The organism is Leucobacter aridicollis, assembly GCF_024399335.1.
In the GTDB taxonomy this organism is placed as follows: Bacteria; Actinomycetota; Actinomycetes; order Actinomycetales; family Microbacteriaceae; genus Leucobacter; species Leucobacter aridicollis_A.
The window spans coordinates 586,428-599,178 of the sequence record NZ_CP075339.1 but is presented as its reverse complement, the minus strand read 5'-3'; the positions used below and the strand labels follow the sequence as shown (position 1 = coordinate 599,178).

The following is a 12,751-nucleotide window of genomic DNA, read 5'->3' as shown; positions in this document are numbered from 1 at the left end:
GCCCGGGAGCTATCCAGCTCCCGGGCACTGACGTTTATACCTCGTGTCAGTAGCGTTCGCCGACTCGCACCTGGTAGCCCTGATCGCGGAGCGCCTGAGCGACAGCCTCGCCGTGCTCCGCGCCGCGGGTCTCAATGTGCAGCTCAAGTTCGACTTCGCTGACCGGGAGTTCGGTCGCGTGGCGCGTGTGAATGACCTCGACAACGTTCGCGTTCTGCTCGGCAACGATCGAGGCAGTCCGCACGAGCTGCCCGGGAACGTCGGGCAACAGAATGCGCAACTTCGTGTAGCGCGCCGAGGCGGCAAGGCCGTGGCCGATAACGCGCTGCAGCAGCAGCGGGTCGATGTTGCCGCCAGACAGGATCACCGAGGTCGGGCCAGTGAGTTGCACCTTGTCGGCGATGATCGCCGCGACACCCGAGGCGCCTGCTGGCTCAACGACGAGCTTCGCACGTTCGAGCAGCAGCACGATCGCGCGGGCGATGTCGTCATCGCTCACAGTGACGATCTCGTCGACGTACTCGCGCACCGCCTCGAAGTTCCGCGATCCTGGTCTCGCGACTGCGATACCGTCCGCGATCGTCGGCGACGTCTTCACGGTGACGGGCTCGCCAGCCGCAAGCGAGACCGGGAACGGCGCAGCATTCTCGGCCTGCACACCGATGATCCGCATCGGTCTGCCGTGCTTCGCTGCCCACTGCTTTGCGGCGGCGGCAACGCCAGAGATCAGGCCGCCACCACCGATCGGCACGATAATTGTCTCGACTTCGGGAGCCGTCTCGAGAATCTCGAGCGCGACAGTCCCCTGCCCCTCGATCACAGCATGATCATCAAACGGCGCGATAAAGACAGCGCCAGTCTCCCGGACGAACTCCTGAGCGGCCACGGCTGTCTCGTCAAAGATGTCACCCGCAAGCTGCACCTCTGCGCCATAGTTGCGGGTCGCCTGCAGCTTGGGCAGGGCGACGCCCTTCGGCATGAAAATAGTTGCCTTGATCCCGAGCTCGCGTGCGGCGAACGCGACACCCTGAGCGTGGTTGCCGGCCGAGGCCGCGACGACGCCGCGCGCCCGCTCCTCCTCAGTGAGCTGCAGCAGGCGGTTGTACGCGCCACGAAGCTTGTACGCTCCGGTGCGCTGCAGGTTCTCGCACTTCAGGTACACCTGCGGCGCACCACTGATCCCAGCAAGGAATCGTGACGTCTCAAGCGGCGTGCGCTGCGTAATTCGATGCACCCGCTCAAGGGCTCGCTCAAAGTCTTCAAGCGTTGGGGCCGTGTAGGCGTCGCTCATGCGATGTTTCCTTTCCGCGCGTGTTTCGCTGCTTCTTTTGCGCGCGCTCTCGCGACGCGATGGACCTGGTCTTTTCGATGGAACTCCGCCGCCGGGTCCGTACCTGACTCCCACTGTCGTTTCACGAGCACGCTCACTATCGTGTTCGCCGCGGCCGCGATCGGCACCGCAAACAGTGCGCCAGGGATCCCAGCGAGCAGAGTACCCGTCGTCACGGCAAGTACGACGCCGAGCGGGTGCACCCGAACCGCATTGCCCATCACCAGCGGCTGCAGCACGTGGCCCTCGATCTGGTTCACGAGCACGACGACGCCAAGCATGATGAGCGCGGTCACGGGGCCGTTGTAGACGAGCGCGATGAACGCGGCAAGCGCGCCAGTCACGATCGCGCCGAGGAACGGAATGAACGAACCAAGGAAGACGAGGATCGCGACAGGGATCGCAAACGGCACCCCCAGGATCGTCGCCCCGAGCCCGATACCGACAGCATCGACGAAGGCGACAAAGATCTGCACGCGCACGTACTGCCCGACAGACACCCAGCCGGCGCGGCCAGCGGCGTCAAACGCCGCGTGCGCTCGGGCAGGGGCGAAGCCGACAACCCAATACCAAATGCGTTTGCCATCAATCAGCAGGAAGATGAGTGAGAAGATCGTGAGCAGCAGGCCCGTGGCGACCTGGGTTGCGGTCGTTGCAACGCCGAGCGCGCCCGTCCACAGTGTGCCCTGGTTGTTCTCGAGCAGTTGCAGCGCCTGGTTCATCAGGTCGTCGAGCTGGTCGACAGGGATCCCGAGGGTGTTGTGCTGCACCCAATCGAGGATCTCGTTCCAGACTTCCACCGAGCGCTTCGAGAAATCCCCGAAGCCGTCGCGCAGCTGCGTCACGATAAGCCAGATGAGCACCCACAGCGCCGCGATGAACACGCCAAGCGCGCCGACAACGCCAGACCAGCGGGGAAGCCCGCGCCTGATGAACCAATCAACAACGGGGTTGAGTAGCGCAGTGAGGAGGATCGCAATGAGCAGCGGAATCACAATGATCCGCACCTGCACGATGCCCCAGATCAGGGCGCCGGCGGCAACAACAATAATGATGAGGCGCCAGGACCACGCGGCGGCGACCCGGATGCCAAGCGGCAGCTCCTGTTCGGCACGCTCAGTCGGCGACACCGCGTCCGGGGTCTTGTTTGGCTCTTCCACGTGCACAGTCTACTGATCGCCATATGCACGTATGTGGGTGAGCGGCCAGGAACCCCTCGCACCCACTAGAGGAGCTTCCGCAGCCACTTCCGCGCGACGCCATCCTTCGCGGCGGTATATGGGGGCATGACAGTCGCCGCGAGAGTGTCGGGCCGCAGCGGCTTCGCGAGCACAGCCTTCTCGTGGCTGAACACTCGGAACGAGAGCTCACCGTGATAGGCGCCCATACCGCTCTCGCCGACCCCGCCGAACGGCAGTTCGGGAGCGGTGAGGTGCATCACCGGAACGCCGAACGCGAGGGCGCCAGAACTCGTCTCGCGCTCCCACCGCCTGCGAACGTCTGAATCATCGCTGAAGACGTAGGCGGCGAGCGGCTTGTCCCTACCCGTGACGAAGGCAAGTGCATCGTCGAGATCGGAAACCTCGACGAGCGGAAGGATCGGCCCGAAGATCTCCTCCTGCATCACTCGCGCTTCACGTGAAACACCGGTGAGCACCGTCGGGTCGATGTGCAGCGCTTCAGCGTCGTAGTGACCGCCGACGGCTGCCTCACCATCAGCGAGGTAACCGACAAGCCTGTCGAACTGGGCACGGTTCACGACCCGCCCGTAGTCGGGGTTCTGCTGTGCCGCCGATCCATACAACTCGTGAATGGCGTCGGCGAGCAGCGGCGCGAGCCTCGCAAGCACCTCACGTGAACCGATCACGTAGTCGGGGGCGACGCAGGTCTGCCCGACGTTCATGAACTTGCCCCACACGAGACGCTTCGCCGCCTCATCGAGCGGGACCGAATCATCGACGTAGGCGGGCGACTTCCCGCCGAGCTCGAGCGTGACGGGGGTGAGGTTCTCTGCGGCAGCGCGGGCGACGATCCTGCCGACCTTGCCGTTGCCCGTGTAAAAGATGTGATCGAATCGCTCGGCGAGGAGCGCTGTGGTCTCGGGCACCGCCCCCTCGACAACCGCGACCGCGCGCTTGTCGAGCGTGTCTGGGATAACCCGGGAGATGAGTTCGGCCGTCGCGGGCGCGAGCTCGCTCGGCTTAATCACGACCGAGTTGCCCGCGGCGAGTGCACCAATCACCGGTGACAGCGCGAGCATGAGCGGGTAGTTCCACGGCGCAATCACCAGCACGACGCCGAGCGGCTCTGGAACCACCTTCCCCAGAGCGGGCTGCAGCGCCAACGGGAGCCCAACACGGCGCGGCCGGATCCACCTCCCCAGGTGCGAGAGCGCATGATCGATCTCTGCAACTAAGAACCCGATCTCCGTGAGCTGCGCCTCGGTGCCTGCCTTGCCAAGATCTTCGAAAAGTGCACGCTCAAAGTCGGCGCCGCGCTCGAGCAGCAGGTCGCGCAGCCGCGTCAGTTGCTCGCACCGCCACGACTCGGGGCGCGTCACCCCCTGGTCGAACGTGTAGCGAAGACCAGCCACGATCCCTGGGATGCGATCAATTGCGGTAAAGCTCATGCGCCCAGAATAGTCTGCGCCCCTGGGCCTTCAACAGGACCAGGGGCGCAGTTCGCTGTGTGCGGGCTAGCCGTGAAGCGCGGGCACAATCAGGTAGATGCCGACGAGCACAGCGACGACCGACAGAGCGAAGCACGTGTTGGCGGCGATTGTCGCCCACAGCGGACGGCCAGCCTCCTCGTCAATGTCGTCGTCCTCGTCGTCGCGGTCCGGGCCGACGGGCTCGATCGATCCGTCAGGCCTGCGTGCGGGCTTGGGAGGCGTCGCCAAGAAGCGAATACCAAGCGAGTACAGGGCGACAACGAACACTGCCGAAAACAGCGCGGCGCCGAACACCGTGAGAAACGCCAACCAGTTGATATCACTCATGCGTTGCCTCCCTCGCGCTGCTTCTGAGCCGCGGCCTTCTTTGCTGCCTTCCGAGCAGCCTTCTCGGCCTCGCGCCTTGCCTTCTCGGCCGCGCGCTTCGCCTTGTCAGAGCGCACCGCCGACTGCGCGACAGGCGTGAGCGGCGGAACAGTGCCGGTCTTCGTCGGAACCTTCTTGACACGGCCCTTGCCCATGCGCACGGCATAACCAGACTCGGCGACGTCGGGCACGGCGATCGCGTTGCCCGCGTCAACCTTGTTGCGGCGCGAACGCCAGAAGATGAACAGAATGAAGAACAGGCCCAGCACAGCGTCAAGAATGATGCCCCAGGTGCCGAGGTGTGCGATCAGGGCGGCGACAGCACCAACGATCGCGGCTGCAGGAAGCGTAAAGAGCCAGCCCGAAGCGATACGACCCACAGTCCGCCAACGGACCGTCGACCCCTTGCGCCCGAGACCCGAACCAATGACGGAGCCCGATGCGACCTGGGTCGTGGAGAGCGCGAACCCGAGGTGGCTGGACGCGAGGATGGTTGCAGCCGTCGACGTCTCAGCCGCGAAGCCCTGCGCAGGCTTCACGTCAGTGAGGCCCGCGCCAAGGGTGCGGATGATTCGCCAACCGCCCGAGTAGGTGCCGAGCGCGATCGCAATCGCACACGTTGCGATGACCCAGAAGTGCGGCCCCGTACCGGGATCCTGCAAACCGGCGGCGACAAGGGTGAGCGTGATGACGCCCATCGTCTTCTGTGCGTCGTTCGTGCCGTGCGCGAGAGCGATCAGCGACGACGACGCGATCTGGGCGTACCTGAACCGGCCGCGGCCGTCCTTGCGGCCGTCATGGCGGCGGGTGATCGCGTAGGCGACTCGAGTGGCGGCGAACGCGACAAGGCCTGCGGTGAGTGGAGCCGCGAGGGCAGGCAGCAGAATCTTCGACATGAAGACGCCGCCATCAATCGCCGAGAAACCCGCACCAACAACCGCGGCACCAATGAGGCCACCGAACAGGGCGTGAGACGAGCTCGACGGAAGGCCGTAGAGCCACGTCACGAGGTTCCAGACGATCGCGCCAATGAGGCCGGCGAAAACCATCTCGGGGCTGATCAGCACCCCGCCGTCAGAGCCCTCGCGAATCAGACCGCCAGAGATCGTCTTGGCGACCTCCGTCGACAGGAATGCCCCGATGAGGTTGAGAACTGCCGCAAGTAGCACGGCGGTCTTCGGCTTGAGCGCACCAGTGGCGATGGGAGTTGCCATCGCATTGGCTGTGTCGTGAAAGCCGTTCGTAAAGTCAAAGAAGAGTGCCAGCGCAATAACTAGCAGCACGATGAGGGTGAATTCCACCGGCGCCTTCCGTTCGGCGTTAGAAATTGATGAGTTTCATCGCGTGCTCGCTCACAACGGTTTACGTGCCGTTCACGCGCGCGCTAACTAAATGTTGGCACCTCGCAATGGTTCGGTCAAGCTAGACCCTGGTCGTTCACCTTCCGTTCATCTTCGCGCTCTCACCGCAGGAATATCGCGTCAGCAGCGTATGTTGGAGTGGACAGGCGAAGCCGCTGGCAACCAGAGTGAGGAGCGTGCAATGAGCACCGCACAGATTTCAGATTTCACCCCCGAGGCGGGGGCCATCACGATGTTCTCGACCGAGTGGTGTGGGTACTGCAAGCGCCTCAAGACGATGCTCTCGGCCACCGGCATCGGCTTCACCGAGGTTGATATCGAGAACACCCCGGGAACGCCAGAGCTCGTCGAGCAGGTCAACGGCGGCAACCAGACAGTTCCGACGGTTGTCTACCCCGACGGTACGACCGCAACAAACCCCTCGCTGAACGACGTGAAGGCCAAGTTGGGGCTGTAACCCGCCCCTCGTCGATGAAGCCCCGGCGCCTGTCTGGCCTCGGGGCTTCATCGGTCATCCCGGCGTCACTGACGTCGTCCGCCACACCGCAGCCCATGGCATTGGGGCTTCGTCAACAGCACCCCCACTTCCCCGGCATCGCAGCCTCGTCAACACCACCCCAGCTTCCCCGGCATCGCGCGCCGCCTGTGGGTATCCCCTCGGAGGGCCGATAACTCGGTCAGACTATCCGAGTGCCATCCTCTCGACAGATCGAAGCCGTCGCAGGCCAGTTGCTCCGTGCCGCTGAGCTGCGACGCTCGGGTGTCAGTGAGCGCGACATCGCGGCCGCCACTCGAAATTCGTCACTCGTTCGGCTGCGCCAAGGCTGGTACATTTCTGGCAGCTTCTGGGAGTCAGCGTCGGCTGAGACGCGACATCTGGCGGCACTGCTCGCCGCGCACGGCAGCGCTCAGAGGCCCCCGGTGTTCTCCCATGGCAGTGCTGCCCTGCTCCATGGGTTCCCGGCGCTGTCTCGGTGGCTGCGTGACGCGGGACGTCGGCAGACGTCTGCGGGTCCAGGCTCGAACTCGCGGGTCGTGGAAGTCACTGTGTCCCGTACGCGCCCCTCATCACCGAGCTCCACGGTCGTTCGCCATCGCGCCGAGCTTGCGGCGAGCGACGTCGACAGCTGCGAAAGGTTTCGACGGACGACGGCCGACCGAACAATCGCTGACCTCGCACGTGCAGGCCCGTTCACGATCGCGCTCGCAAGCGCAGACACGCACCTCAGTGAGATAGCGCGGGTCGGGCGGCTGATAGATGCCGCCACGGTGCACGCCTGGCGCGATGGGATGCTTCGGCGCTCCGAGTCGCTGCGCGGCAGGCCAGGCAGTCGAGCCATTGAAGCCGTCGCCGTGTTGGCTGATCCGCGAGCAGACTCGCCGCTTGAAAGCCTCTCGCGGCTACGGTTCGTGGAGCTCGGCGTCGACGTTGACCTGCAGGTCGGGGTGCGCGGTGCAGGTCGGGGCGAGGTCTTTCTCGATTTCCGGCTGACAGGTACGGGCTTCTGGGGAGAAGCAGACGGCAAACAGAAATACTTGGACACTGCAATGCTCCGCGGACAGACCCCGGCAGAGATCGTCCTCGCCGAGAAACGCCGCACCGACTGGATCTCGGGCACCACCGGTTTGCGCCCCATCCGGTGGGGCTCCGCCGAGGCGTTCTCGCGTGAACGCTTCGGAGCACTCTTGGCAGCGCACGGGGTGCGGGTGCCTGGGGAGCCGAACGAGCGCTGGGGTCCGCGCGTAACCGCGTTCTTGAAGGGCCTACCTTAGTCAGCGAAGCCCGGCGCAGCCCTTGCAGCCGGCCCGACCCGATCCTCCGCCCAGCTCGGCCCTTGCAGCGGACCCGTCCGAGCCGACCCTCCGCCAGACCAGACCAGACCAGACCAGGTCAGACCCGATCCTCCACCCGGTCCATCCCGGCCCTTGCAGCGAGCCAGACCCGGCTGTACACGGTTCCCACAGAAGAACACGACTTCTGCGCGTAGAAGTCGTGTGCTTCTGTGGGAACTGTGTACATCGGGCTGTCCCTTGGGCTGGTGGGGTCGGGCCGAGGCGGCGGGGCGAGATGAAGGCCGCGCCGGGCAGGCCGCGGGCCGCAGGCCGCGCGGGGCCGCATGGCAGCAAGGCCGCGGGCCACGGGCCGCGCCATGCCGCGCCATGCCGCAAGGCCGCAGGGCGCAGGCCGGGCGCAGGTCAGCCGAAGTTGAGGCGGACCTCCGCGTAGCGAGCCTCCGGCACCGTCTTCAACTTGCCGACGGCCTCTGAGAAGGGCACGAGTTCAATCCGGTCGCCGCGAAGGCCAGCCATCTTGCCCCAGTCCCCGGCAAGCACTGCGTCGGCAGCGGCGATGCCTGAGCGCGTCGCGAGCACGCGGTCAAACGCCGTGGGCGAGCCGCCTCGCTGCACGTGCCCGAGCACCGTCGAGCGCGTCTCGATACCTGTGCGCTCTTCGATCAGGGGCGCGAGCATGTCGGCGACGCCCCCGAGGCGCGGGCGGCCAAAGCCATCGAGCCCATCGCGAGTGACGGCGTCATCTGAACCCTCAAGTTTGAACCCCTCAGCGACAACGACGAGCGCGGAACGACCGCGGTCGCGCACGTTGGCGACCCAGGCGCACACCTGTTCGAGGCTCTCGGGGAACTCGGGAAGCAGCATCGCCTGCGCTCCACCCGCCATGCCCGCGTGCAACGCAATCCACCCGGCGTCGCGGCCCATGACCTCAAGCACCATGCAGCGGCGGTGGGAGTCTCCAGTCGTTCGGAGCCTGTCGATGGCTTCGGAAGCGATCGACACTGCGGTGTCAAAACCGAAGGTGTAGTCGGTGCCCGCGAGGTCGTTGTCGATCGTCTTCGGGAGGCCGACGACGTTGATACCTGCGTCCCACAGGATCGAAGACACGGTTTGGGTTCCGTTGCCGCCGATGAGCATGAGTCCGTCGAGACCGTAGCCCGCCATCTTTGCGCTCAGCGCGTCGAGCGCCTCTGGCGTGACTGGGGCCTCCCACGGTGGAACACGACTCGTTCCGATGAAGACGCCGCCGAGCGGCGATAGGCCACGCACTGTCGGGCGGTCAAGCTCGACGAACTCGCCGTCGTGGAAGCCTCGCCAGCCGTCGATGAAGCCGATCATCTCGAAGCCGTGAACGTCGACGCCGCGAAGCACGGCGCCACGAATCGCAGCATTCATGCCCGGGCTATCGCCGCCCGAGCAGAGCACACCAATACGCATGGTCACCATGCTAGCGGTGGCACGAATGCTACAGACACATAGATTCGCGCCATTTTGGCGCGCGGAACAGCCAGGCCCCGCGCGCCTGAGAACTCAGTCGTTCTCCGCCGCCGAGACCGCGCGCGACAGAACACTCATGAGCGCAAGCAGCTGCACGGGATCGGCGTTCTCCTCTGCCGCCGGCGCACCGTCGAGTGCCCGTGCCGCGAGGCCCGCCTTGCCGTCGATGAGCTCCGCGATACGGGCGTCGATCGTCTGCGCCGCGATGATACGCCAGGCGGTGACGGGTTCTTCCTGCCCGATGCGGTGGACGCGGTCAATCGCCTGTGTCTGCTCCGCATCCGTCCAGCTCAGCTCGGCGAGCACAACGTTTGAGGAGGCCTGCAGGTTCACGCCGACGCCTGCCGCGGTCAGCGAGCACACCGCAACCGAGACCTCGGGGTCGTTGTTGAACGCGTCGATCTGCTCCTGCCTGAACGTCGAGCTCTGCTCGCCTCGAATCGAGATCGTCTTCAGGCCTGCCTCGGCGAGCTGCGCTTCGGCGCGGTCCATGACGTCGATGTGCTTCGCGAAGAACACGACCTTGCCGACCGATCGCGCGAGCTGCGCGGTGTAGTCAACGGCGAGGCCAGCCTTGGCGATGCCGATCTCGCGCACCATCGTGAAGACATTGAGCCCGTCAGCAGAAGCGTTCGACTCTTCGAGCTCCTGAGCCGCGACCATCCGAATGATCGCCTCGTCCGAGAGCTTCTGCCCGAGCTTGCCAGCCTTGACCGTGGCGAAACGGTCGTACAGCTTCTGGGCGAGCTTCGCCTCGGCGGCGCGGATCCCGCGACCCGCCTCGTCGTCGAGTTCTACTGGAAGATCAACGACGCGCTTCGCGGGGAGATCCTGAGCAACGTCGATCTTGCGTCGACGCACGATTCCCATCTCAATGACGCTCTGGCGCGCCTCAGGGTAGAATGGCGGGTCGGCCGGCGTCCAGCCGTTGTTCTCAAGCTTGGCCATCAGCTCGGGCCCAGGCTTGTCAGCGTCGGTCCAGCCGAGGAAGCGCCAGATGGCGCGGAAGTCATCAACCTCGTTGATGAGCGGGGTACCTGTCAGTGCGACCAGCAGCGGCTGGGACCCGCGCGTGCGTTCCCGGATACTCTCGGCGATCGTGAGCACGTTGCGCGAGCGCTGTGAATGCGTGTTCTTGATCATGTGAGCCTCGTCGACGACCATGCTCTTGAACCCGAAGCGCGAGATCCAGCTGAGGTGCCTGTCGAGAATGTCGTAGTTCACCACGAAGACGTCTGCGAACGCGTCCATCTTTTCGCCGTCGCCGTGGATGACTGTGACACGCCGTTGCGGGGTCCAGCGCTCAACCTCACGCGCCCAGTTCATCTTCACGACGTTTGGTACGACGACGAGCATCGGGTACGCGTCTGCGACGGAGGCGGCGAGCACGGACTGCGCCGTCTTTCCGAGGCCGGGCTCGTCGGCAAGCAGGAAGCTGCGGTGGCCCTCGCGAACGCTTGCGAGGAAGCGCGCCTGGTGGGGCATAAGCTCAAGCCCGGCAGGGGCGAGCCTGTCGGGCACGGGCGCCTCAGGGAGCTCCATGCAGGCTGCCCCGCCGCCGCCCTGTTCGAATGCTTTGAGGAGCGGGTTGAGAAGTTCCCAGTTCGCGAGACGCACGACCGGTGTCGGCTGCTTGGGCGCCTCGAGCGAGGGCGCGAGGAAGGGGTTTGCGAGCATGCGAGAGTGAATCCGCGCGGGCTCGACCTGGCGCTCTGCGAGCTCCGGCGGCACGAGGGTCTTCGCGGGTTCTGCCTCTGCGGGCGCTTCCTCGGGGACCTCGATACCGGCCTGCACGAGCATCTTTCGCTTGAGCTGCCGAGTCGCATCGGTGATGGTCGCTCCGGGTTCGAGCAGCGTAATGAGGCTCGTGTCTCGGGCGGCAGTCTTTGCGAGGATCGCGGCGACACCGTCAAGGCGCTTGAGCGTCTCGGCACGCTCGGTGTCACTGACGCCCTCCTCGGTCTTCACTCGAGCGCGCTCCTCGCGCATCAGCAGAGCGATGACCTGGAACTTCGTACGGTTCTGCGGGCTCGCCTTGCCGCGCTGAGCGGACGCTTCGACCTCGCGCACAGCGCGCGCGAGGAGCGGGATGATGCCCTCGTTGTGCGCGTGCTTACGCGCTCCGCCGGAACGCTGACGCTTTGCGGGCTGGCGGGTGGCAGTGCTGCTTGCCAATTGCTCTCCTGGAGGATCTGTGCGTGACGCACCGAACTGGGGCGACACGTAGCATGCGCCCCTACCGTATTCGGGGCGAAGCCGGTCGAGCGTCTAGAATCTGAGCCGCACGTTGCACGGGATTCGAGTCACACGTCTCTCGACTATGCCCCGATCTTACCACCCGATGCTTGTGGGCGCGCCCGGGAAGCGCGAACTTCGCTCTCTGTTCAGCCCTCGGACGTCAGCCCTCGCGGACAGCAGCGAGGATCTCGCGGGTTTCAGCCACGTCCTCGTGCATCCGTTCGATGAGCGCCTCGACGGAGCTAAACGGCAGCATCTCGCGAATCCGCTTCGCGAACCGCACCTCCATTTGCTTGCCGTACAGGTCGCCAGCAAAGTCGAGCACGTACGCTTCCACTCGCGGCTCCCCCTCAGGCTCGAAGGTGAGGTTCACACCGACCGAAATCGCAGCGTCGTGTTCGCGCCCGTCGATAACGACAGATCCCGCGTAGACGCCGTGCGCGGGAACAAGCCCCTCGACGGTCCCGCCGAGGTTCGCTGTCGGAAAGCCGAGTTCGCGGCCGCGGGCGTCGCCATGTACGACCTCGCCGCGCACCGCGTGGCACCTACCAAGCATTGCGCGCGCGGCCACAAGGTCACCGGACAGCACCGCATCGCGGATCATCGTTGAGGACACGGCCGCGTCTTCGTCGTCGCCAACACTCGCGACGACCTCAACGGTGAAACCGAACTTCGGCCCGAGCTCGCGCAGAAGTGCCGCGTCGCCGAGGCCACGGTGCCCGAAGTGGAAGTCTTCGCCAAGGAGCACATGGCGCACATTCAGCTGGCCAACGAGGACCCGTTCGACGAACTCAGTCGCTGGGATCGACGCGAACGCCTCGTCGAACTGCACCATGACACAAGTGTCGACGCCAGCGTTCTCTACGAGTTCGAGGCGTTGGGCCCTGCTAGCGAGCGGCTGCGGGCAGATTTCTGGCCGCAGCAGGCTCAGTGGATTGTTCGCGAAGGTGAACACGACAGAGTGGAGCCCCTCAGCTCGCGCCGTGCGCAGCAGCGACGAGATGATTGCCTGGTGTCCACGGTGCACGCCGTCGAACTTGCCGACGGCGACGACCGAGCCAGTGGAGAAGTTCTCCGGCTGGAGTTCGTCGATAGCGCTGAATAGCTGCATCAGACTGTCTGCTTCTCTTTGGAGAGCCAGATGAGGCCGAGAATCGGGAGTACGAGCGGGATGAAGCCGTAGCCCTGGCCGAAGAACGACCAGACTGACGGGTGCCCGAAGAGCTGCGGCATCGTGATGCTCAGGGTGCCAACGACGAGTACGCCGACGAGTTCGAACAGCAGCGCAGCCCAGGCGATTGGCCGCCAGATGCCACGGCCCCGGCGAATGAGCGCAATCGTCGCGACGATATACACGACACCAGACACTGCAGACAGGATGTAGGCGAGCGGAGCCTCGTCGAACTTCGTCATGATCTGGTAGACCGAGCGGAACGTCGCCGCCATCGCGAGGATGATGTAGACGGTGATGAGCACCCGCCCAAGCCCGCTCAT

At 65.2% G+C, this 12,751-nt stretch carries 11 protein-coding genes; 2 read left to right on the top strand and 9 right to left on the bottom strand.

What is annotated here, in order from left to right; genetic code table 11:
• Positions 1-46: 46 nt before the first annotated feature.
• From ilvA to KI794_RS02585, 5 genes are all read right to left on the bottom strand, one after another.
• Positions 47-1,291, bottom strand: coding sequence for a threonine ammonia-lyase (ilvA, locus tag KI794_RS02605; protein WP_255809032.1), 1,245 nt, complete (start codon positions 1,289-1,291; stop codon positions 47-49).
• Positions 1,288-2,490, bottom strand: a complete 1,203-nt coding sequence (locus KI794_RS02600; RefSeq protein WP_119281360.1) for an AI-2E family transporter — start codon at positions 2,488-2,490, stop codon at positions 1,288-1,290. Before KI794_RS02600 ends, ilvA begins: the two co-directional genes overlap by 4 nt.
• Positions 2,491-2,555: 65 nt before the next feature.
• Positions 2,556-3,959 carry an aldehyde dehydrogenase family protein gene (locus KI794_RS02595; RefSeq protein ID WP_255809031.1) on the bottom strand — a complete coding sequence of 468 codons (1,404 nt, stop codon included), beginning with the start codon at positions 3,957-3,959 and terminating at the stop codon, positions 2,556-2,558.
• 66 nt (positions 3,960-4,025) lie between these two features.
• Positions 4,026-4,328, bottom strand: coding sequence for a hypothetical protein (locus tag KI794_RS02590; protein WP_119281297.1), 303 nt, complete (start codon positions 4,326-4,328; stop codon positions 4,026-4,028).
• Positions 4,325-5,668, bottom strand: a complete 1,344-nt coding sequence (locus KI794_RS02585; protein WP_119281298.1) for an inorganic phosphate transporter — start codon at positions 5,666-5,668, stop codon at positions 4,325-4,327. The genes KI794_RS02590 and KI794_RS02585 overlap by 4 nt, the downstream gene beginning before the upstream one ends.
• A gap of 241 nt (positions 5,669-5,909) precedes the next feature.
• On the opposite strand from KI794_RS02585, the gene KI794_RS02580 reads away from it, so the two are divergent.
• A complete protein-coding gene (locus KI794_RS02580) occupies positions 5,910-6,185 on the top strand; it encodes a mycoredoxin (protein WP_119281299.1) in 276 nt (91 codons plus the stop codon).
• 233 nt (positions 6,186-6,418) lie between these two features.
• On the top strand, positions 6,419-7,501 hold the full coding sequence (locus tag KI794_RS02575; protein WP_255809030.1) for a hypothetical protein: 1,083 nt from the start codon (positions 6,419-6,421) through the stop codon (positions 7,499-7,501).
• Positions 7,502-7,924: 423 nt separating this feature from the next.
• On the opposite strand, the gene KI794_RS02570 is transcribed toward KI794_RS02575, so the two are convergent.
• The 4 genes from KI794_RS02570 to KI794_RS02555 all read right to left on the bottom strand — a co-directional run bounded on the left by KI794_RS02570 (position 7,925) and on the right by KI794_RS02555 (position 12,751).
• Complete coding sequence (locus tag KI794_RS02570; RefSeq protein ID WP_255809029.1) at positions 7,925-8,959, bottom strand: 6-phosphofructokinase; 1,035 nt, start codon at positions 8,957-8,959, stop codon at positions 7,925-7,927.
• 93 nt (positions 8,960-9,052) lie between these two features.
• A complete protein-coding gene (locus tag KI794_RS02565) occupies positions 9,053-11,194 on the bottom strand; it encodes a DEAD/DEAH box helicase (RefSeq protein ID WP_255809028.1) in 2,142 nt (713 codons plus the stop codon).
• Positions 11,195-11,417: 223 nt separating this feature from the next.
• The gene (locus KI794_RS02560) at positions 11,418-12,368 is read right to left on the bottom strand and encodes a bifunctional riboflavin kinase/FAD synthetase (protein WP_119281302.1); all 951 of its coding nucleotides are present in this window, start codon (positions 12,366-12,368) and stop codon (positions 11,418-11,420) included.
• Positions 12,368-12,751 (bottom strand): hypothetical protein, encoded by a 384-nt coding sequence (locus KI794_RS02555; RefSeq protein WP_119281303.1) that lies wholly within the window; start codon positions 12,749-12,751, stop codon positions 12,368-12,370. The genes KI794_RS02560 and KI794_RS02555 overlap by 1 nt, the downstream gene beginning before the upstream one ends.

What these genes read in the sequence shown, in the direction of transcription:
- ilvA (WP_255809032.1), bottom strand. Translation starts at nt 1,291, where the DNA reads ATGAGCGACGCCTACACGGCCCCAACGCTTGAAGACTTTGAGCGAGCC.
- KI794_RS02595 (WP_255809031.1), bottom strand. Translation starts at nt 3,959, where the DNA reads ATGAGCTTTACCGCAATTGATCGCATCCCAGGGATCGTGGCTGGTCTT.
- KI794_RS02590 (WP_119281297.1), bottom strand. Translation starts at nt 4,328, where the DNA reads ATGAGTGATATCAACTGGTTGGCGTTTCTCACGGTGTTCGGCGCCGCG.
- KI794_RS02580 (WP_119281299.1), top strand. Translation starts at nt 5,910, where the DNA reads ATGAGCACCGCACAGATTTCAGATTTCACCCCCGAGGCGGGGGCCATC.
- KI794_RS02570 (WP_255809029.1), bottom strand. Translation starts at nt 8,959, where the DNA reads ATGCGTATTGGTGTGCTCTGCTCGGGCGGCGATAGCCCGGGCATGAAT.
- KI794_RS02560 (WP_119281302.1), bottom strand. Translation starts at nt 12,368, where the DNA reads ATGCAGCTATTCAGCGCTATCGACGAACTCCAGCCGGAGAACTTCTCC.
- KI794_RS02555 (WP_119281303.1), bottom strand. Translation starts at nt 12,751, where the DNA reads ATGAGCGGGCTTGGGCGGGTGCTCATCACCGTCTACATCATCCTCGCG.